Genomic DNA, 19,489 nt, shown 5'->3' with positions numbered 1-19,489 from the left:
CGGGGTACGGCACGGGCGCTACCACTTTCCGGCGACAGCAGAGTACTCCCGACACTGCCGTGTTGGGGGCTCAACTTTACGACCTGGGCACTTTGTCGCGATTGTCAGAGCCCATGTGGCGATCAGGTAAGGAACCCGGTTCGCACAGGGTGTTGATGAGTCAGTGTTCGCGCGGCTTCGCCTGAACCAGTTCCGTCAGAACGCCGCCGACGTCCTTGGGGTGCAGGAACGCGATCGAGGCGCCCATCGAGCCGTGCCGCGGCCGCTCGTCCAGCAGGCGCACGCCCTTGCCTCCGATGCTCTCGAGGGCGGCCACCACGTCGTCGACTCCGTATCCGATGTGGTGCACGCCTTCTCCCCGTTTCGCCAGGAACTTCCCCACCGGCGTATCGGGGTGCAGCGGCTCCAGCAGCTGCACGTACGAGGCGCCCGCGGGCCCGTCCGCGACGTGGAGCATCGCCTCCCTCACCCCTTGCTGCTCATTGACCTCCCGCGACGCCACGACCAGACCGAACGTGCTCTCGTAGAAACCGATCTTCTCCTCAAGATCATGGCATGCGATGCCGACGTGATCGATTCGGGTGAGCATGGCGCTGGCCTCCCTGGAAAGTCCCGGCTCTCTAGTGGGTATGTTGGCAAACGTCGCCCCCACCATTCGTCGGAGGTCTCGATCCATGGCCGGTTCCGTCATCGTCGCCGGAGCGCGGACGCCCATCGGGCGCCTGCTCGGCTCTCTCAAGGACTTCGCAGCGGTGGACCTCGGCGGGATCGCCATCCGCGCCGCCCTGGAGCGCGCCGGCCTGACCGGCGACCAGGTCGACTACGTGATCATGGGCCACGTGCTGCAGGCGGGGGCGGGACAGATCCCGTCCCGCCAGGCCGCCGTCAAGGCCGGCATCCCGATGAACGTCCCCTCGCTGACGATCAACAAGGTCTGCCTCTCCGGGCTGGACGCCATCGCCCTCGCCGACCAGCTGATCCGCGCGGGCGAGTTCGACATCGTGGTGGCGGGCGGCATGGAGTCGATGACGAACGCCCCGCACCTGCTGCCGAAGGCGCGCCAGGGCTATAAGTACGGCTCGATCGAGGTGCTCGACGCCACCGCCCACGACGGTCTCACCGACGCCTTCGACGGCGTCTCGATGGGCGAGTCGACCGAGCGGTACAACGCCGAGCTCGGCATCTCGCGCGAGGAGCAGGACGAGTTCGCCGCCCGCTCGCACCAGCGCGCCGCCGACGCGATCAAGAACCAGCTCTTCGACGACGAGATCGTCCCGGTGGAGATCCCGCAGCGTAAGGGCGACCCCGTCGTGTTCTCCGCCGACGAGGGCGTGCGCCCCGACACGACCGCCGAGTCGCTGGGCCGCCTGCGGCCCGCGTTCAGCAAGGACGGCACGATCACCGCGGGTTCGTCCTCGCAGATCTCCGACGGCGCGTGCGCGGTCGTCGTCATGTCCAAGGCCAAGGCGGAGGAGCTCGGGCTGACCTGGCTCGCCGAGATCGGCGCGCACGGCAACGTCGCCGGCCCGGACAACTCGCTGCAGTCCCAGCCGTCCAACGCCATCAAGCACGCCCTGGGCAAGCAGGGGCTGACCGTCCACGACCTGGACCTGATCGAGATCAACGAGGCGTTCGCGTCGGTGGGCGTCCAGTCGATGCGCGACCTCGGCGTCGATGCGAGCAAGGTCAACGTCAACGGCGGCGCCATCGCCCTCGGGCACCCGATCGGCATGTCCGGCGCGCGGATCGTCCTGCACCTGGCGTACGAGCTGCGCCGCAGGGGCGGCGGCGTCGGCGCGGCGGGGCTGTGCGGGGGCGGCGGCCAGGGCGACGCCCTGATCCTGAAGGTCTGAGGACCCGGGGTGGCACGACACGTCGACGTCGATGATCTGGTCGAGCGGGCGAGGAAGGGACAGCCGCGCGCGCTGGCGCGGCTGATCTCCCTGGTCGAGAACGCCTCGCCGCAGCTGCGGCCCATCATGGCCGCGCTGAACCCGCTCGCCGGCCGGGCGCGCGTCATCGGCCTGACCGGCGCGCCGGGCGTCGGGAAGTCCACGTCCACCGGCGCGCTGGTCAGGGCGTTCCGCGAGCGGGGGATGCGCGTCGGCGTGCTGGCGGTGGACCCGTCCTCACCGTTCACCGGCGGGGCGCTGCTCGGCGACCGGGTGCGCATGCAGGACCACGCGAGCGACTCGGGCGTCTTCATCCGCTCGATGGCCAGCCGCGGCCACCTGGGCGGCCTGTCCTGGGCGGCCCCGCAGGCCATCCGCGTGCTCGACGCGGCCGGCTGTGACGTCGTGCTGGTCGAGACCGTCGGGGTCGGTCAGGCCGAGGTGGAGATCGCCTCGCTGGCGGACTCGACGATCGTGCTGGTCTCGCCGGGCATGGGCGACTCGATCCAGGCCGCGAAGGCGGGGATCCTGGAGATCGCGGACGTCTTCGTCGTCAACAAGGCCGACCGGGACGGCGCGCAGCAGACCGTACGCGACCTGCGCAACATGATCGCACTCGCCGGCGACGTCGGCTGGAAGCCGCCGATCGTGCCGACCGTCGCGGTCAAGGGTGAGGGCGTCGACGACGTCATCCGGCGGCTCGACGAGCACCACGCCTGGATGGAGGAGTCCGGCGAGCTCCGCCGGCGCCGGCTGGCGCGGGTCCGCGACGAGGTCGAGGCCATCGCCGTCACCGCGCTCCGCGAGCGGATGGGCGATCTGCACGGCCACCAGCGCCTCGACGTGCTCGCCGCCAAGGTCCTGTCCGGTGACTGCGACCCCTACTCCGCCGCCGACGAACTCATCGCCGGCCTCACCGGCGACTGAACGCCTACATCCGCCACGTTCCCTCGTCCTGGCCGTTCCGTGTCATCCTGCGGAGCGCCAGGACGAGGGGGCGTAGCCGTCCTCGGGGACCTGGTCGGGGGCGGCGGAGGTGGAGTCGGCGCGGGGTGGGTGGCGGTGGCCGAACTCCAGGGTCAGCAGGGCCGCCCCGACGGTCAGGAGGCTCGTCCACGAGGGGAAGGCCACGGCCCGCCGTACGTAGCGCGGCCGGAACTTCCGGTTGAACAGGTAGAGCGACTCGACCTTGATGAACCGGTCGAGCAGGTGGATCAGGCGGTAGCCGCCCTGCTCCAGCGGCCCGCGCTCCGCGGTGTCGAACAGCTCGCGGAACGCCGCGAAGTTGAGGGAGACCTCTTCGATGCCGCGCTCGCGGGCGTACTCCATGACGTCGACGATCATCCGCTCGTTCAGGCCGTTCGGGGCGCCGGGGAGGCGGCGCATCGCGTCGAGGGAGATCCGCCGTCCGCAGGCGCTGGGCAGGTACCGCTGGAAGCCGATCGGCGCCCCGTCGGCGTCCCGGGCGACCACGACGACCGAGGAGGCGTGCCGCCCGGTCAGCAGGTCGTCCATGTTCATGGAGAAGCCGCGTTCCTCGGCGCCGTCCATGGCCTCGGCGGCCACGCCCTGAAGCCGCGCCCGCTCGTCGGCGGTCAGGTCGCCCTCGCGGACGACCTGCGCGGTCACGCCCGCGTTGCGGGTGCGCTGCACCGCCTGCCGGACGTTGCGCATGCTCCGGCCGCTCAGCCCGAACTCCTTCGGCGACAGCAGCACCTCGTCGCCGATCTCGATGGAGCGCAGGCCGTACGGGCGCCACAGGTCGAGCAGGTCGGCGCGGGCCCCGAGGACGGCCATCCGCCACCCGGAGCGCTCCGCCAGCGCGGCGAACTCGTCGACCGCGGCCGGGTAGGAGCGCGGGTCGCCGGCGGGGTCGCCGCCCGCGACCGCGACGCCGAACAGCACGCGGTATCCGATGACGGCCCGCCGGTCGGGGCTGAAGACGTAGGACTTGTCGCTGCGCAGCACGAACGGGGCGAGGGTGTCGGAGCCCTGGTCGTCGACCAGGCGCGCCGCCTCCGCGCGTTCCCGGTCACTGCCCGGCGGGGGCGGGGGCGCGGGCGTGAGCATCATGACCAGCATGGCGAGCAGCCCGCCGCCGCCGATGACGCCCAGGCTCGCCTCGAACCAGTGGTCGGCCGAGCCGCTGAAGTGGACCGGGCCGGGGCCGGACGCGGTGAGACCGGAGAGGATCTCGCGTCCGGCGTCGGCCGGGGTCGGGTCGGGCGTCATCTGGTGCCACTGCAGGATCATCACCGCCAGGCCGTACGAGATCGCGAGCCCGTAGGTGATGAGGCCGGCGCGGACGGCGGTGCGCACCCGGCTCGGCGAGGTCGTGAACTCCCCGCGGTACCGGACGAACGCGGCGAGGGCGACGGTGAGGAGGATCAGGCGGCCCAACTGCCAGGACTCGAGCGCGTCGAGGGCCGACAGGCCGGTGAGCAGCAGGATGACGTAGTACGCGACCCGGCGGCGCAGGAGAACGCCCCGCGCGGTCGCCAGGAGGATCAGCGCGAGCAGGAGCTCCTGGCCGTTCGGGAACAGTTCCCCGATGACGAGGTGCGCCGGGCGTTCGGGGCTCGAGCCGCCGACGGCGGGGAGTGCGACGGCGACCGCGGCCGCCGCGATGGGCAGCGCGAGCGGCCAGGTCGGCCGGCGATGGGAACCGGACGCGCGGTGGAGAGCTGAGACGCCTGCCACGGACACAAAGATCACCCCGGTTTATCCGTAACGGGCCGTTTGGTAGTGCTATTCCCCGCGGACCGTCTCGGTAAGATTACGGTGATGTGGCATAAGTCACCGTAACGGTTTTGAAGCCCAAACCCCGCAGAAGGTTCGTGATCATCTGCTTGGTGTTCGTGTCGGCGCGTTCGGCCAGGCCACTGTCCTTGGCGGCATCCTGGATCTTCTGGCCGGCGAGCACGTAGAGCTGCTGTTGCTGATTCGGGTTCGAGCTGAAGAACTGTCCGATTCGGTCGAACAGTCCGCGCTGTTGCGCGAAGACATAACTGCGTTTCGGATCGAGGTTGGTCTTCTCCAGCCTGGCGTGCGGCAGCCGGATCGTCACCGACGTGCGGTCCTTGTCGGTCGTGAGGGCTCCGTTGCTCAGCCCGGAGAAGTCGACGTAGGCGTCGACGCTCCCGCTGCCCACGAACAGCGTCCGCTGGCCCCGGAGCGCGCCGGGCAGGAAGCGCGCGTCCTTCTCCAGGTCCACGATGACCTGGAAGTCACCGGTCGCGGCCTCGTACCGCGAGAGGTTCTGGATGGACCGCAGCACGGCGGGACCGCTGCGGTCCTTCGTCTTCTCACCGAACGGGTCAAGCCAGTGCGGAAGCGCGTTGACCGCCTGCAGGACGGCGTACGCCAGCGCCAGGAGCACGACGATGAGCGCGATCCAGCGAAGGCCCGGCCGCCGGCGCGGCCGCCGGGATGCGGGGTCGTCTTCGGGGGCTTCCGGTCGCACCATTCTCGTCTCACTCACCTCTAGGGGGCTCGGCTAAGACCGGAATTACCCCCGAAGAGGCTCACTCATCCCACGAAAGGGGGTGACCTGGTCGTACGGTCGAAATCGTTATCCAGCGGTCTCGGCGTGCGGGGACACGGCCGCCTGCTCGACCTCCATCAGCGACTCGCCGCGCCGGCGCGCCTCGAACGCCTCCTTGCCGCCACGGACGCCGAACAGCCTCTTGGAGAGGATGAGGTACAGCACCAGGCCGACGTTGATGACGAGCGCGCCGATGCGGACGGCGGTGATCCGCTCCGTGAGCTCGTAGATCTCGACGGGCAGACCGAACGACGTGGCGACCACCGCGAAGTACTCGCCCCAGCGCTTGCCGAGCCACAGGCCGACCGCCTCGATGAGCTCGATCAGGGCGTACGCCAGGAGCCCCACCGCGAACCAGGTCAGCGTCTCCGACTTGAGGGTGAAGACGTGCCGGATCTCCTCGATGATGCGCGAGTGGTCCAGGTCCCAGCCGACCTGGTTGGCGAGCGGCCGCAGCAGCGGGACGTCCTTCTCGAAGGCGTGCTGGATCGACCCGCGGTTGGCCGAGAACCGCCACACGCCGTACGCCGCGGCGACGATCAGCAGGCCGCGGATCACCCGCTCGAGGGCGAAGAACCGCATGATCAGCTCGTCGCGCAGCTCCCGGCCGCGCGCGACGAGCGGGGCGCGGTCGGCCGGGCCCTTCCCGTGCGGCTCGCCGTGGACGTAGGTGCCGCAGCGCAGGCAGCGCCAGGCCTCCCCGGTCGGCGTGGCCACGTGCAGCCGGTTCCGCAGGGGCGGCTCGTCGGGGGCGTAGGTGACGTGCCCCGAACGGGCACACTTCAGCAGGCTCCAGTCCACGGCCCGACGATAGTGAAAACCGGCAGACAGAGCACGTCGTTCGCGCACAGACGGATCACGTCGTTCATGGACGGACGGATCACGTCGCCCGTGGACGGTCGCGTCAGCGGACGCGGAAGTCCCGGCCGCGCAGCGTGCAGGTGCGGTAGCGCGCGTAGTGGGCGCGCAGCCATCGGCGCCGCCGCTGCTCGTCCCAGCGGGCGAAGTCGTCCGCGGCCACCGTGTCGGTGATCCGCGGCGGCGCCTCGTCGAGCAGCCACGCCGAGACCAGGGCGCTGTAGTGCGCGCCGGCCGCGTGCCGGGGGTCGCCGCAGGTGCGCGCGTCCAGCAGGCTGATGTCGATCTCCTGCTCGGCGCGGTGGGCGTACCCCGGGGACAGGTCGCCGAGGTGGATGTAGACGACGCCGCGGCCGGGCCGGGGAAAGTCGTTGTCGGGCCGGTGCTCGACCCGGACGAAGCGCCCGGGGGTGCCGCTGAGGCGGGTCGCGAGCGGGGTCAGCCCCGCCTCCAGCGACGGCAGCGCCGCGCGCAGCGCCGGGTGCACACAGACGGTCAGCGGCCACTGGCGGCAGGCGTAGGAGAACGCCCGCGGCACGACCGGCGGGGTCCGCTGCTGCCCGTGGAGCCACAGCGTGGTGCCCGTGACGACGCCCGCCGCCGCGACCGCCGGCAGCGCCAGCCAGACGTGCCGGGTCAGCGCCCAGAGGTATCCGGTGACCAGGACGGTGCCCAGCCCGAACGCCCACAGCGCCTGGCCCGCGAGCAGCTCGGTGCGCAGCGCGGCGAACAGCCCGATGTGCCCGATGCCCGGCGGCGGCAGCAGGTCCGCCCACGCCCCGGGGCGGACGGCGCCCCACAGGTAGGTGAGGACCGCGACGACCGGGACGGTCGGCAGCCGGGGGACCACGCGGCCGGCGAGGTAGCCCAGAACGGTGTAGACCAGCAGCGTGAGGGCTCCGGCGAGCGGCCCGATCGGCTTCGGATGGCCCGCCTCCACGTGGATCATCGTCTTGGCGGCGACGACCACGGCCACGACGGTGTACGCGCACAGCGTGACGATCCCCAGCAGGAGCAGGTCCAGCAGCGGGCCGAGGGCGGGAGAGCGGGCGGTCAGCCCGCGGAGGTAGTCGAGGCGGTGCTCGCGCAGGGCGACCCACGCGGCGAACCCCGCCGACGCCGGACCGAGCAGGCACACCGAGGAGAACAGCGCCGCGACGGCGTCGTCCCAGTACGCGACGCCCGGGAGCAGCGCCCGCCACGCCGCGACGGCGCCGAGGAACGCGAGCGCCGGCACGGCCAGGAACAGGGCCGTACGGCGGGCGTCGATCCGCAGCACCCGGCCGAGGTCAGACACCGGCGGGCACCCGCGCCCGTGGACGGGGGACGCACGGCGCCTCGACCAGGCGCCCCCGCACCATGCTGAGACCCTGGTCGCACCACCCCGACAGCTCCGCCGGATCGGCGGCGGTCACCACGACCGCCGGGGCCAGGGCCCGCAGCAGCGGGATCAGCTCTTCGCGCTCGGAATCACCGATGCCGGCGAGCGGCTCGTCGAGAAAGACGAGCTCCGGCTCGTGCGCGCACGCCGCGGCGATGCCCGCGCGCAATCGCAGATCTTGCGGGAGCATGTCCATTTCGAGCGCCGCGGCGTCACTGAGCCCGAATCGCTCCAGAATCGCGTCGACCGCCCGGCGGGGCGTGCATTTGTAGTAAGACGCGTAGGCGACGAAGTCGCGGGTCGACAAGCCGGACGTCCAGGCGAATCGCGCGGGCAGCAGGCCGATCCGGGCGCGCACCGCGCGCCGCCCGGCCCGCCGGGTCACGTCCTGGCCCAGCACCTCGAGCTCGCCCACGGACGCGTGGCGCAGGGTCGCCAGCGTCTGCAGCACCGCCGACCTGGCCGGGCCCGCCGGAGCGGCCAGGCCCACGACACCGTATGCCATCTCGACCGTGGTGGGACGCAGGATCCACCGCCGTCTGCGGCGGATCCCCAGGCCCCGTGCCACGATCGCGGAAGAATTCACGATCATAATTACCCCCCGAATTGGCGACGCGTGCGCGAGGGCGGGGGCGATCGCGGCGCTGAACCGCTGCGCGACGCCCCTCTTTGCCGTCGTCCGCACGCGTCGACAATGGAACTATAACTTGCCTTGATGATGAGTGTCGGCGTTCCTTAGGCGGCCGCCGGGATTGCGGTTGATTCGCGGGATTCCCAGGTCGATCGCGCCTATATCAAGCGTGATTCGGCCGATGTCGGGCCGGTCAGGCGATAACGTATGTGAGTGGCCAAGCCGCTCAACCTGCCTTTCGACCCGATCGCCCGCGCCGGGGATCTCTGGGAACGCCGCTGGGGCCGGTCGCCCGCCATGCTGGCGGTGACCTCGATCATGCGGGCCCAGGCCATCCTGATCGCCGAACTCGACGCCCTGCTGAAGCCGTACGGCCTGACGTTCGCCCGGTACGAGGCGCTCGTGCTGCTGACCTTCAGCCGGAAGGGCGCGCTGCCGCTGTCGCGGATGGGCGAGCGGCTGATGGTCCATCCGACGAGCGTCACCAACACCATCGACCGGCTGGAGCGCCAGGGCTACGTCCGGCGGCGCCCCAACCCCCGTGACGGCCGGGGCGTGCTCGCGGAGATCACCGACAGCGGCCGGGAGACCGTGGAGCGCGCCACGGCCGACCTCCTCGCCGCGGACTTCGGGCTGGGCGCGTACGACGCGGGTGAGCTGGAGGAGATGTTCCGGACACTGCGCGGCCTCCGCGTCGCGGCGGGGGATTTCGCGGACTGAGCGGTGCCGGTGTCACCCGGCCGGGATGATTGGCGGCGAGATAATAGGACATCCTAGTATCTAGGGAGAGCCACCGGCCTGAGGAGCGCTCATGGACATCCGGGACATCGAAGAGGGCCGTCACCGCTGGCAGGAGCGGTACGACGCCTCCCGCCGACGCGACGCCGACTTCACCACGCTCTCCGGCATCGAGGTCGACCCGGTGTACGGGCCGCCGGCCGAGGACCCGCGCTTCGAGCGCATCGGCTGGCCGGGGGAGTACCCCTACACGCGCGGCCTGTACGCCACGGGCTACCGCGGCCGGACCTGGACGATCCGGCAGTTCGCGGGCTTCGGCAACGCCCGGCAGACCAACGAGCGGTACAAGATGATCCTCGGCGCGGGCGGCGGCGGCCTGTCGGTCGCCTTCGACATGCCGACGCTCATGGGCCGCGACTCCGACGACCCCCGGTCGCTCGGCGAGGTCGGGCACTGCGGCGTCGCGATCGACTCCGCCGCCGACATGGACGTGCTGTTCGACGGCATCCCGCTGGGCGACATCACGACCTCGATGACCATCTCCGGTCCGGCCGTGCCGATCTTCTGCATGTACCTTGTCGCCGCCGAGCGCCAGGGCGTCGACGTCCACGGTCTCGACGGCACGCTGCAGACCGACATCTTCAAGGAGTACATCGCGCAGAAGGAGTGGCTCTTCGCGCCCGAGCCGCACCTGCGCCTCATCGGCGACCTGATGGAGTTCTGCGCCCGCGACATCCCGGCGTACAAGCCGCTCAGCGTCTCCGGCTACCACATCCGGGAGGCCGGATCGACGGCCGCGCAGGAGCTGGCGTTCACGCTCGCGGACGGCTTCGGCTACGTCGAGCTCGGCCTGTCCCGCGGGCTGGACGTCAACCGGTTCGCGCCCGGCCTGTCGTTCTTCTTCGACTCCCACATCGACTTCTTCGAGGAGATCGCCAAGTTCCGCGCCGCGCGCCGCATCTGGGCGCGGTGGATGCGCGACGTGTACGGCGCGACGTCGGAGAAGGCGCAGTGGCTGCGGTTCCACACCCAGACCGCCGGGGTGTCGCTGACCGCCCAGCAGCCCGACAACAACGTCGTGCGCACCGCCGTCGAGGCGCTCGCCGCCGTGCTCGGCGGCACGAACTCCCTGCACACCAACGCCCTCGACGAGGTCCTGGCGCTGCCGAGCGAGAAGGCCGCCGAGATCGCCCTGCGGACCCAGCAGGTGATCATGGAGGAGACCGGCGTCGTCAACGTCGTCGACCCGCTGGGCGGCTCCTGGTACGTCGAGGCGCTGACCGACCGCCTCGAGGAGGAGGCCGAGCGGATCTTCGCGCGGATCAAGGACATGAGCCCGGACGGCTCCATCACCGGCGGGATCCTGCGCGGCATCGAGGACGGCTGGTTCATGGCCGAGATCGCCGACGCCGCGTTCACCTACCAGCAGCAGCTGGAGAAGGGCGAGAAGAAGATCGTCGGCGTCAACCGCCATACCGAGTCGATCGAGGAGCCCCTGGAGATCCTGCGCGTCGGGCACGAGGTCGAGCGTGAGCAGAACCGCCTCCTGGCCGAGCGGCGCGCGGCGCGCGACCAGGAGGCCGTCGACACGGCCCTGCGCCGGATGATCGACGTCGCCCGTACCGAGGAGAACCTGATCCCCGCCATGCTCGACGCCGTACGGGCCGAGGCGACCCTCGGCGAGATCTGCGGCGTGCTGCGCGAGGAGTGGGGCGACTACGCCGAGCCGGCCCGCTTCTGACCCGTCGCCTCGCCCCTGGAGGGCCGTCACCTCACGTGTCCGGGCGATCGTGGAGCGTGCTTGATCGATTTCGTGGCGGCCGTGCGTATTCGTACGGCGGGGCATGCGGCAGGATGGACACATGACGTCATCGGACTTCTCGTTGCACGGCGCGATCGACCTCGGCGCGCGGCGTGCCGCGGCCCAGAGACAGCAGCAGCGCCCGGCCTCGGGAGCTTCGGGAGACTCCTCCTCTTCGAGCGTCATCGACGTGACCGACGCGACGTTCAACACCGAGGTCGTCGAGCGCTCGCGCAGCGTGCCGGTGCTCGTCGACTTCTGGGCCGACTGGTGCCAGCCGTGCAAGCAGCTCGGCCCCATCCTGGAGAAGCTCGCCAATGAGGCGGGCGGCCGCTGGGTGCTCGCCAAGGTCGACATCGACGCGAACCCGGCGCTCGGCCAGCAGCTCGCCCGGATGGGGGTGCAGGGCATCCCGTTCGTGGCGGCCGTGGTCGCGGGCCAGATGCTCCCCGTCCTCAACGGCGCGGCGCCCGAGCCGCAGGTACGCCAGGTGCTGGACCAGCTGTTCGACGCGCTCCGCCAGCAGGGTCTCCTGCCGGAGGACGACGGCGCGGACGCCGCGCAGCAGCCGGCCGCCGACCCGCTGGAGCTCGAGGCCGAGGCCGCGCTGCAGCGGGGCGACCTCGACGGCGCCGCCACGGCGTTCGGGCGGATCCTGGAGACCAGGCCGAACGACCCGTTCGCCAAGAGCGGTCTGGCCCTGGTCGACCTGCAGCGCCGCGCCGGATCGTACGACCCGGCCGCGGTGCGCAAGGACGCCGCCGACCGGCCCGACGACGCGGCCGCCCAGGCGAAGGCCGCCGACCTCGAGCTGCTGGAGGGCCGGGTCGACGAGGCGTTCGACCGCCTGATCGACGCGGTGCGCCGCACGACGGGCGACGAGCGCGACGCGGCGCGCAAGCACCTGCTGTCGCTGTTCGACGTCCTGCCCCCGGACGACCCGCGCGTGGCCCGCGCCCGGCGCAGGCTCGCCTCGGCGCTCTTCTAGACCTCTCGACGGGATGGGCGGGTGATGACGGCAGTCGTCACGATCTCCGCGGCGTTCGGGGCGGGTGGCAGCGCCATCGGCCCCGCGGTCGCCGAGCACCTCGGCGTGCCGTTCGTCGACCGCGCCATCCCGTACACCGTGGCCGCCGACATCGGCTGCTCGCTCGAAGAGGCGCTCGCCCACGACGACCGCACCGAGCACGGGCTGGGCCGCATCCTGGCCGACGCCGCGCGCCTGCCGAACGTCACGCTCGGCGGCATGGACGTCCACCTCCCGCAGCGCGGCGTCGTCCCCGAAGAGGAGTTCGTCCGTCACACCGAACAGGTGATCAGGGAGGTCGCCGACCGGGGCGAGGGAGCGGTGATCCTCGGCCGCGCCGCGCAGGTCGTGCTCGCCGGCCATCCCGGCACGCTCCACGTCCGCCTCGACGGCCCGCGGAAACGCCGGATCGCCCGCGTCCGGGAGACGATGGAGCTGTCCGCGCAGGAGGCCGAACACCTCCTGACCGAGAACGATCGGGCGCGGACCGCGTACGTCAAACACTTCTACAGGACGGATCCGGCGGATCCCGGCCTTTATCATCTGGTCATCGACAGTACGCGGCTGGCCGCGGCTGCCTGCGTCGACATGGTCGTGAGGGCGGCACACGCGATCAGCTGACCTCATCGTCGCGCCGTACGCGGGGATGACACCATGGGCGTGCGGACCCTCGCCTTGCAAAGGAGCAATTGACGTGGCCACCGTGCCGAGCGTGTCCTATTCGATCACCGTCCGTCTCGAGGTCCCCGCAGGGGGTAAGGCGGTAAGCCAGCTCACCGGGGCGGTCGAGGGCGCGGGCGGCATCGTCACCGCGCTCGACCTGACGCCGGCGGGCCACGACAGGCTCCGCATCGACGTCACCTGTGCCACCCGTGACACCGAGCACGCCCAGGAGATCGTCGACGCCCTGGAGGGGCTCGACGGCGTCTCCATCCACAAGGTCAGCGACCGCACCTTCCTCATGCACCTCGGCGGGAAGATCGAGATGCAGTCGAAGGTGCCGCTGCGCAACCGCGACGAGCTGTCGATGGCCTACACCCCGGGCGTCGCCCGGGTCTCCCTGGCCATCGCGCGCAACCCGGAGGACGTCCGGCGGCTGACGGTCAAGCGCAACAGCGTCGCGGTGATCACCGACGGGTCCGCGGTCCTCGGCCTGGGCAACATCGGGCCGCAGGCGGCCCTGCCGGTCATGGAGGGCAAGGCGGCGCTGTTCAAGCGCTTCGCCGGGATCGACGCCTGGCCGATCTGCCTCGACACGCAGGACACCGACGAGATCGTCCGTACGGTGCAGATCCTCGCGCCGGCGTTCGGCGGGATCAACCTGGAGGACATCTCCGCGCCGCGGTGCTTCGAGGTCGAACGCCGGCTCCGCGACCTGCTCGACATCCCCGTCTTCCACGACGACCAGCACGGCACGGCCATCGTCGTGGTGTCCGCGCTGACCAACGCCCTGCGGGTCGTCGGCAAGGACCTGGCCGACGTGCGCATCGCGCTGGCCGGCGCGGGCGCCGCCGGGAACGCCGTGCTCAAGCTGCTCATGCACGCCGGCGCCAAGCACCTGGTCGTCTGCGACTACCACGGCGCGGTGCACGCGGGCCGCGACGACCTGGACGACTCGCTGCGCTGGATCGCCGAGAACACCAACCCCGAGGGCTACGACGGCGACCTGCGCGGCGCCGTGCGCGGGGCCGACGTGTTCATCGGCGTCTCGGCCCCCGGCATCCTGACCGGCGACGACATCGCGACGATGAACGACGACGCCGTGGTCTTCGCGCTGGCCAACCCGGACCCGGAGGTCGACCCGGCCGCCGCCCGCGAGCACGCCGCCGTCGTCGCCACCGGCCGCAGCGACTACCCCAACCAGATCAACAACGTGCTGGCGTTCCCCGGCGTCTTCCGCGGCCTGCTCGACGCGCAGAGCCGTACGGTCACGCAGGACATGCTCCTGGCGGCCGCGCGGGCCCTGGCCGGCGTGGTCACCGACGAGGAGCTGGGCCCGAACTACATCGTGCCGAGCGTGTTCCACTCGGACGTCGCGCACGCCGTCGCCGCCGCCGTGCAGAAGGCCGCCGAGTCCGCCAAGTGACCTGAGGACGACGTGAGCGGGCGCGGCGCCCGATGCCGCCCGCCCGCTCGAGTCGTTCCGCCGCGGAGTCGCTCCCGCCCGGCGCCGGGCCGGAGCCGTCTCCGCGCGGTGCCGCCTACCGGTCGAACATCTTGCCGTGGCGGCGTGGCCACTGGCGGCCATACCAGAAGATGATGACGCCGGTCAGCATGACGGCGATGCCGGTCGCGACCCGCGCGACGATCATCCCGCTGTCGGGGCCGGTGTGGGGCAGCGTCTGGTCCGACGTCCTGCGGACGCAGTTCGCGTGCCGGTCGACGCTCTTGACCGGCAGGTTGCGCCAGGTCACCGCGACGGTGGTGGTGCGGTCCTCCTTGACGTTGACCGTGGACCTGCGGGTGGCGCCCGCCGGGATGCGGTCGGCCACCGAGATCGATCCGTCGGTCAGGATGGCGTAGTCCTCCGCCTGCGAGCTGCCGTTGACGACCGAGACCTGGACCGTACGGCCCGGGCAGCGGACCTTGCCGATCTCGACGTTGAGCGGCGAGGACGAGCCGGCGGAGGGCAACGGCTCCCCGATCGACGGCCGCGTCGGCGAGTGCGTCGGCGAGGCCTTGTGAGAGGCCTTGTGCGTGGGACGGGAGCTCCGGGTCGGGCTCGCGGTCGCCGAGGCGCTGACGCTGGGCAGGGGAGTGCTGCTCGCCGCCCGTGAGGGCTGTGAGGAGTCCGTGAGCATCGGGAACACGATCAGCGCCCCCACGATGAAGAAGACGGCCGCGATCGCGACCCTCGACAGCGGCATCGCATCCTCCGGGGGGTGATGATCTACGCCGGTATTCTGCCGATTACCCACGCTCCTCGCGCGCGTAACCGACGGACCGGACCGTCCTGTGTTCCCACCGTCCCCGAGCAAAGCATGATGAAGGCATGGACGACGGCATTTCCACCGGCCGGCTGCTCGTAGCGACGCCGCAGCTGACCGACCCGAACTTCCGGCGCAGCGTGGTGCTGGTCGTTGAGCACGAGCCGGAGGGCGGCACCCTCGGCGTCGTGCTCAACCGGCCGACCCAGGTACCGGTCGACCAGGTCCTGCCGCCCTGGTCGGAGCTGGTGACCGGCCCGTCGGTGGTGTTCCAGGGCGGGCCGGTGGCGCTCGACAGCGCGCTCGCCCTGGCGCAGGTGCCGGGCACCGACGAACCGCTCGGCTGGCGGGCCCTCAACGGCAGCCCGGCCGTGGCCAGAGTCGGCCTCGTGGACCTGGACGTGCCACCGGAGATCCTCGCCCCGGAGGTGGCGCGGCTGCGGGTCTTCGCCGGATACGCCGGCTGGGGGACCGGGCAGTTGCAGTCGGAGATCGACGAGGGCGCGTGGTACGTCCTCTCGGCGGAGTCCGGAGACGTGTTCGCGGAAGAGCCGGACGGCCTGTGGCCCGCCGTTCTGCGGCGTCAGGGCGGCGAACTCGCCTTCGTCGCGACGTTTCCCGAGGATCCGTCACTAAACTGAGCACGTGAGTACGAAGATCCTTCCGGAGAGCGACACCAGACCTGATCTCTCCCACGGCGACGGTGATCATGAGCGGTTCGCGCACTACGTGCAGAAGGACAAGATCATGGAGAGCGCCGTCAGCGGCACTCCCGTGATCGCGCTGTGCGGCAAGGTCTGGGTGCCCAACCGCGACCCGAAGAAGTACCCGGTATGCCCGGAGTGCAAAGAGATCTACGAGTCGATGGCCGGCGGCGACGACGAGAGTTGACCGTCAAATCGGCGTGATGGACCCGCGCGTCGGGCGCTGACCCCCGGCGCGGCGGTCTAGCCTCTCCGTCTCGGGGGGATCGTGATGAGGCGGAGAGGTCTTACCGGGCTCTTCGGAGTCGTTCTCGCGTCGTGTGCCGCCGTGCCCGGCGGCGGCGCACGTGTCCAGCCGGCCCACGGGACGACGGCGGCCTGCGCGCGCCGGACGCCGACGGCCCGGACCCCGGCCGCCGCCGGGACGGCGATTGGCCGGACCTCGGCGGCGGCCCGTACGGTGACGGTCCGGGCGGCGCGCCCGGCGGACGGCGACGTCCTCACCCCCGATGAGGTCCGCGCGATGCTGGGCGAGTTCGGTGGCCTGCTCCGCACGCGGTACGGCTCGTCCGACGAGCGGACCCTCGCCGCCGCGCACCGGATCCCCGACCGGATCGTGGTCCCGCTGCGGTTCCACGTCCTGACCGACGGCCGGAGCGGCCGGCTCTCCCGCGCCGCCGTGGAACGACAGGTCGCGGTCCTGAACGCGGCGTACGGCGGGCGGCTGGCCGGTCCCGGAGGCGCGGTGCGATCGGCCTCCAGGGCACCGCAGGGCGCCGACACCGGGGTGTCCTTCCGGCTCGACGGCATCGACGTGACGACCAACGTCCAGTGGTTCGGCAAGCCTCATGACCATCGGTCGGAGATCGAGGGCGCGCTCGCCCGCGGCGGATACGGCACGCTGAACCTCTACACCGCCGCGGTCGGCTTCGAGATGCTGGGCTTCTCGACCTTCCCCAAGTGGGCGCGGGAGCGGCCGGGCGTCGGCGGAGTCGTGGTCGACTACCGTAGCCTTCCCGGCGGCACGTTCCCGCACTTCAACCGCGGCCTCACCGCCGTACACGAGATCGGCCACTGGCTGGGCCTGTTCCACACGTTCGAGAACGGCTGCCAGCCGCCGGGAGACGGCATCGACGACACGCCCGACGAGTCGGTGCCCACGATCGGCTGCCCGGCGTCCAAGGACAGCTGCCCGGCGCCGGGCACCGACCCGGTGCACAACTTCATGGACTACGGCTTCGACAGCTGCATGCGCGACTTCACCCCCGACCAGGGCCTTCGGATCAGGGCCATGTGGGCCGCCTACCGCCTCGGCGCGTCGTCGTCCCGCGGCCAGGCGCGCTACCGGTGAAACGCCAGGTGAGACGGGGCGGAACACCGGTAACCGTGATCTCCGGCGTCCCGGGCACCTCGGGAGGCCGGGCCCGTCCTGTCGGCCGGTCAAGGTAGCCTTCTTTCACCGTGAGCACGTTCGCCGCATCAGACACCCCACCCGCGCTGCCCAACCGGGCACCCTGGGGCACCGCGACCGCGCTGCGTGCCTGGCAGCAGGGGGCCCTGGAGGAATACTTCCGCACCGGCCCGCGCGACTTCCTCGCCGTCGCCACGCCCGGCGCCGGTAAGACCACGTTCGCGCTCCGGCTCGCGGCCGAGTTGCTGCACCGCAAGATCGTCGCCCGCATCACCGTGGTCTGCCCGACCGAGCACCTGAAGCGGCAGTGGGCCGACTCCGCCGACCGCGTCGGCATCAAGATCGACCCGGAGTTCAAGAACTCCCAGGGCCGTACGGCCAAGGACTTCCAGGGCGTGGCGGTGACGTACGCCCAGGTCGCCGCGCACCCCGCCCTGCACCGCAACCGCACCGAGACGCTCAAGACGCTCGTCATCCTCGACGAGGTCCACCACGCCGGCGACGGCCGGTCCTGGGGCGACGCGATCCGGGAGGCGTTCGACCCGGCCGCCCGGCGGCTGTCGCTCAGCGGCACGCCGTTCCGCACCGACATCAACCCGATCCCCTTCGTGCTGTACGAGGAGGGGCCCGACGGCATCCGGCGCAGCCGCGCCGACTACACCTACGGCTACGGCCCGGCGCTCGCCGACGGGGTCGTCCGCCCGGTGATCTTCCTGGCGTACGCCGGGGACATGCGCTGGCGCACCCGCGCCGGCGACGAGATCACCGCCAGCCTCAGCGACCCGCTCACCCAGGACCAGACCGCCCAGGCGTGGCGCGCCGCGCTCGACCCGAAGGGTGACTGGATCAAGCAGGTGATCGCCGCGGCCGACCGGCGGCTCACCGAGGTACGCCGGGGCGTCCCCGACGCGGGCGGCCTGGTGATCGCCACCGACCACGAGTCCGCGCGGGCGTACGCCAAGATGATCCGCGAGCTCACCAACACCAAGGCGACCGTCGTGCTGTCCGACGACCCGGGGGCCAGCAAGAAGATCAAGCAGTTCAGCGCGTCGGAGGACCGCTGGATGGTCGCGGTCCGCATGGTTTCCGAAGGCGTCGACATCCCGCGTCTCTGCGTCGGCGTCTACGCCACCTCGACCTCGACGCCGCTGTTCTTCGCCCAGGCGATCGGGCGTTTCGTCCGGGCCCGCAAGCGCGGTGAGACGGCGTCGGTGTTCCTGCCGTCCGTGCCGACGCTGATGGGCCATGCGGCGGAGATGGAGACCGAGCGCGACCACGTCCTGGACCGGCCGGTCCGCGAGGACGGCCTCGACGACGACCTCATCGCCGAGGCGAACCGCCAGCGCGACAACCCCGACGTCGGGGAGGAGCTGCCGTTCGAGACGGTCGAGGCGTCCGCGACATTCGACCGGGTCGTGTTCGACGGCGGCGAGTTCGGCATGACCGCCGCGCCCGGCTCGCCCGAGGAGGAGGACTTCCTCGGCATCCCCGGACTCCTGGAGCCGGACCAGGTCGCGCAGCTGCTGAAGCAGCGGCAGGCCGAGCAGCTGGCCGCCCAGCGCCGGAACAAGAAGGGCGAGGCGCCGACCACCGAGGACCACACCGCCGCCGAGGACCTGCACGCGCTGCGCAAGGAGCTCAACAACCTCGTCGGCGCGTGGCACCACCGCACCGGCCAGCCGCACGGCGTGATCCACGCCGAGCTCCGCAAGGTCTGCGGCGGGCCGCCCAGCGCGCAGGCCAGCAGCGAGGACGTCCGCAAGCGCATCGCCAAGATCCGCGAGTGGGCCGCCCGCCCGATGCCCCGCGTCCGCGACTGATCCCCCCCGCAGCGAGCCGACGAGCGAGCGGAGTGGTCGGTGAGGGACGAGCCGGCCGCGGAGCGAGTGAGGAGGGGAGCGCGGCAGAGGGCACTGCAGCGAGCCGACGAGCGAGCGGAGTGGTCGGTGAGGGACGAGCCGGCCGCGGAGCGAGTGACAAGGCGAGCGCGGCAGGGGGCACCGCCGCGAGCGCGGCAGTAAGCACTGAGGCGAGCGCGGCGGCGATGGAAGCGGCGGCTAGCGGCGGCCCGGGCCGTCCGAGAGGCCGAGCCGCCGGTGGATCTCCTCGACGATCGCCTCGATCGGCTGGTCGATCGATACGGCCAGCGCGTCCTCGTCCGGCGCCGGGATCTCCAGGTCGGCGAACTGGCTGTCGAGGAGCTGCCGGGGGAAGAAGTGCCCGTGCCGGGCGGCGAGGCGGGCGGCGATCAGCTCCTTCGAGCCGTCCAGGTAGACCAGGTGCAGGTCGGATCGGCTCTCCCGGAGGACGTCGCGGTACTTGCGCTTCAGCGCCGAGCACGTGACCACCGCCGGGCCGGTCTGCTCGTGCATCCACGCGCCGATGGCCCGCAGCCACGGCCAGCGGTCCTCATCGGTCAGCGGGACGCCCGCGTGCATCTTCTCGACGTTCGCCGGCGGGTGGAAGTCGTCCGCCTCGGCGTACTTCCAGCCGAGCCGGCCGGCCAGCATGGCGCCGATCGTCGTCTTCCCGCTGCCGGAGACGCCCATGATGAGGACTATCGGGTTCTGCATAG

20 protein-coding genes are annotated in these 19,489 nt (G+C 71.5%); 12 read left to right on the top strand and 8 right to left on the bottom strand.

Going from position 1 to position 19,489, the window contains the following annotated elements; translation table 11 throughout:
* Positions 1-160: 160 nt before the first annotated feature.
* Positions 161-589 carry a methylmalonyl-CoA epimerase gene (gene mce, locus NDW01_RS24355; protein WP_252779300.1) on the bottom strand — a complete coding sequence of 143 codons (429 nt, stop codon included), beginning with the start codon at positions 587-589 and terminating at the stop codon, positions 161-163.
* 85 nt (positions 590-674) lie between these two features.
* On the opposite strand from mce, the gene NDW01_RS24350 reads away from it, so the two are divergent.
* Both NDW01_RS24350 and meaB read left to right on the top strand, forming a co-directional pair.
* Positions 675-1,853, top strand: a complete 1,179-nt coding sequence (locus NDW01_RS24350) for an acetyl-CoA C-acetyltransferase (RefSeq protein WP_252823833.1) — start codon at positions 675-677, stop codon at positions 1,851-1,853.
* A 9-nt stretch (positions 1,854-1,862) separates the two neighbouring features.
* Complete coding sequence (gene meaB / locus NDW01_RS24345) at positions 1,863-2,819, top strand: methylmalonyl Co-A mutase-associated GTPase MeaB (protein ID WP_252823831.1); 957 nt, start codon at positions 1,863-1,865, stop codon at positions 2,817-2,819.
* A gap of 42 nt (positions 2,820-2,861) precedes the next feature.
* Here meaB and NDW01_RS43925 read toward each other — a convergent pair whose 3' ends face one another.
* The 5 genes from NDW01_RS43925 to NDW01_RS24320 form a co-directional block, all read right to left on the bottom strand.
* On the bottom strand, positions 2,862-4,592 hold the full coding sequence (locus NDW01_RS43925) for a bifunctional lysylphosphatidylglycerol flippase/synthetase MprF (RefSeq protein ID WP_252823827.1): 1,731 nt from the start codon (positions 4,590-4,592) through the stop codon (positions 2,862-2,864).
* A 76-nt stretch (positions 4,593-4,668) separates the two neighbouring features.
* On the bottom strand, positions 4,669-5,358 hold the full coding sequence (locus NDW01_RS24335; RefSeq protein WP_252823824.1) for a DUF4230 domain-containing protein: 690 nt from the start codon (positions 5,356-5,358) through the stop codon (positions 4,669-4,671).
* Positions 5,359-5,463: 105 nt separating this feature from the next.
* Positions 5,464-6,237 carry a DUF2127 domain-containing protein gene (locus NDW01_RS24330; RefSeq protein ID WP_252823822.1) on the bottom strand — a complete coding sequence of 258 codons (774 nt, stop codon included), beginning with the start codon at positions 6,235-6,237 and terminating at the stop codon, positions 5,464-5,466.
* Positions 6,238-6,340: 103 nt separating this feature from the next.
* Positions 6,341-7,591: a hypothetical protein gene (locus NDW01_RS24325; protein WP_252823820.1), complete on the bottom strand. Its 1,251-nt coding sequence runs from the start codon at positions 7,589-7,591 to the stop codon at positions 6,341-6,343.
* Positions 7,584-8,261, bottom strand: a complete 678-nt coding sequence (locus NDW01_RS24320) for an ATP-binding cassette domain-containing protein (protein WP_252823817.1) — start codon at positions 8,259-8,261, stop codon at positions 7,584-7,586. Before NDW01_RS24320 ends, NDW01_RS24325 begins: the two co-directional genes overlap by 8 nt.
* Positions 8,262-8,519: 258 nt before the next feature.
* On the opposite strand from NDW01_RS24320, the gene NDW01_RS24315 reads away from it, so the two are divergent.
* From NDW01_RS24315 to NDW01_RS24295, 5 genes are all read left to right on the top strand, one after another.
* Positions 8,520-9,026, top strand: a complete 507-nt coding sequence (locus tag NDW01_RS24315; protein WP_252823815.1) for a MarR family winged helix-turn-helix transcriptional regulator — start codon at positions 8,520-8,522, stop codon at positions 9,024-9,026.
* Positions 9,027-9,117: 91 nt separating this feature from the next.
* Complete coding sequence (locus NDW01_RS24310) at positions 9,118-10,785, top strand: acyl-CoA mutase large subunit family protein (RefSeq protein WP_252823813.1); 1,668 nt, start codon at positions 9,118-9,120, stop codon at positions 10,783-10,785.
* A gap of 121 nt (positions 10,786-10,906) precedes the next feature.
* Positions 10,907-11,833, top strand: a complete 927-nt coding sequence (locus tag NDW01_RS24305) for a tetratricopeptide repeat protein (protein ID WP_252823811.1) — start codon at positions 10,907-10,909, stop codon at positions 11,831-11,833.
* Positions 11,834-11,857: 24 nt separating this feature from the next.
* On the top strand, positions 11,858-12,493 hold the full coding sequence (locus NDW01_RS24300) for a cytidylate kinase-like family protein (protein WP_252823809.1): 636 nt from the start codon (positions 11,858-11,860) through the stop codon (positions 12,491-12,493).
* A 73-nt stretch (positions 12,494-12,566) separates the two neighbouring features.
* Positions 12,567-13,958 (top strand): NAD-dependent malic enzyme, encoded by a 1,392-nt coding sequence (locus NDW01_RS24295; RefSeq protein WP_252778937.1) that lies wholly within the window; start codon positions 12,567-12,569, stop codon positions 13,956-13,958.
* 115 nt (positions 13,959-14,073) lie between these two features.
* Here NDW01_RS24295 and NDW01_RS24290 read toward each other — a convergent pair whose 3' ends face one another.
* On the bottom strand, positions 14,074-14,505 hold the full coding sequence (locus tag NDW01_RS24290) for a hypothetical protein (protein ID WP_252823807.1): 432 nt from the start codon (positions 14,503-14,505) through the stop codon (positions 14,074-14,076).
* Between the two features lie 64 nt (positions 14,506-14,569).
* On the opposite strand from NDW01_RS24290, the gene NDW01_RS24285 reads away from it, so the two are divergent.
* The 5 genes from NDW01_RS24285 (at position 14,570) to NDW01_RS24265 (ending at position 18,734) form a co-directional block, all read left to right on the top strand.
* Complete coding sequence (locus NDW01_RS24285) at positions 14,570-14,758, top strand: hypothetical protein (protein WP_252823804.1); 189 nt, start codon at positions 14,570-14,572, stop codon at positions 14,756-14,758.
* Between the two features lie 106 nt (positions 14,759-14,864).
* Positions 14,865-15,440 carry a YqgE/AlgH family protein gene (locus tag NDW01_RS24280; RefSeq protein WP_252823771.1) on the top strand — a complete coding sequence of 192 codons (576 nt, stop codon included), beginning with the start codon at positions 14,865-14,867 and terminating at the stop codon, positions 15,438-15,440.
* A 4-nt stretch (positions 15,441-15,444) separates the two neighbouring features.
* The gene (locus tag NDW01_RS24275) at positions 15,445-15,690 is read left to right on the top strand and encodes a DUF3039 domain-containing protein (RefSeq protein WP_252778940.1); all 246 of its coding nucleotides are present in this window, start codon (positions 15,445-15,447) and stop codon (positions 15,688-15,690) included.
* A gap of 141 nt (positions 15,691-15,831) precedes the next feature.
* Entirely contained in the window at positions 15,832-16,854 is a 1,023-nt protein-coding gene (locus tag NDW01_RS43920; RefSeq protein ID WP_252823769.1) for a zinc metalloprotease, read from the top strand.
* 146 nt (positions 16,855-17,000) lie between these two features.
* Positions 17,001-18,734, top strand: coding sequence for a DEAD/DEAH box helicase (locus tag NDW01_RS24265; protein WP_252824449.1), 1,734 nt, complete (start codon positions 17,001-17,003; stop codon positions 18,732-18,734).
* A gap of 237 nt (positions 18,735-18,971) precedes the next feature.
* On the opposite strand, the gene NDW01_RS24260 is transcribed toward NDW01_RS24265, so the two are convergent.
* Positions 18,972-19,487 carry a gluconokinase gene (locus NDW01_RS24260; protein WP_252823767.1) on the bottom strand — a complete coding sequence of 172 codons (516 nt, stop codon included), beginning with the start codon at positions 19,485-19,487 and terminating at the stop codon, positions 18,972-18,974.
* Between the last annotated feature and the right edge of the window lie 2 nt (positions 19,488-19,489).

This window comes from Actinoallomurus soli, assembly GCF_024055715.1.
Taxonomy (GTDB): domain Bacteria; phylum Actinomycetota; class Actinomycetes; order Streptosporangiales; family Streptosporangiaceae; genus Actinoallomurus; species Actinoallomurus soli.
Note: the sequence above shows the minus strand (reverse complement) of the source record. Positions and strands in the feature narration are given on the sequence as shown.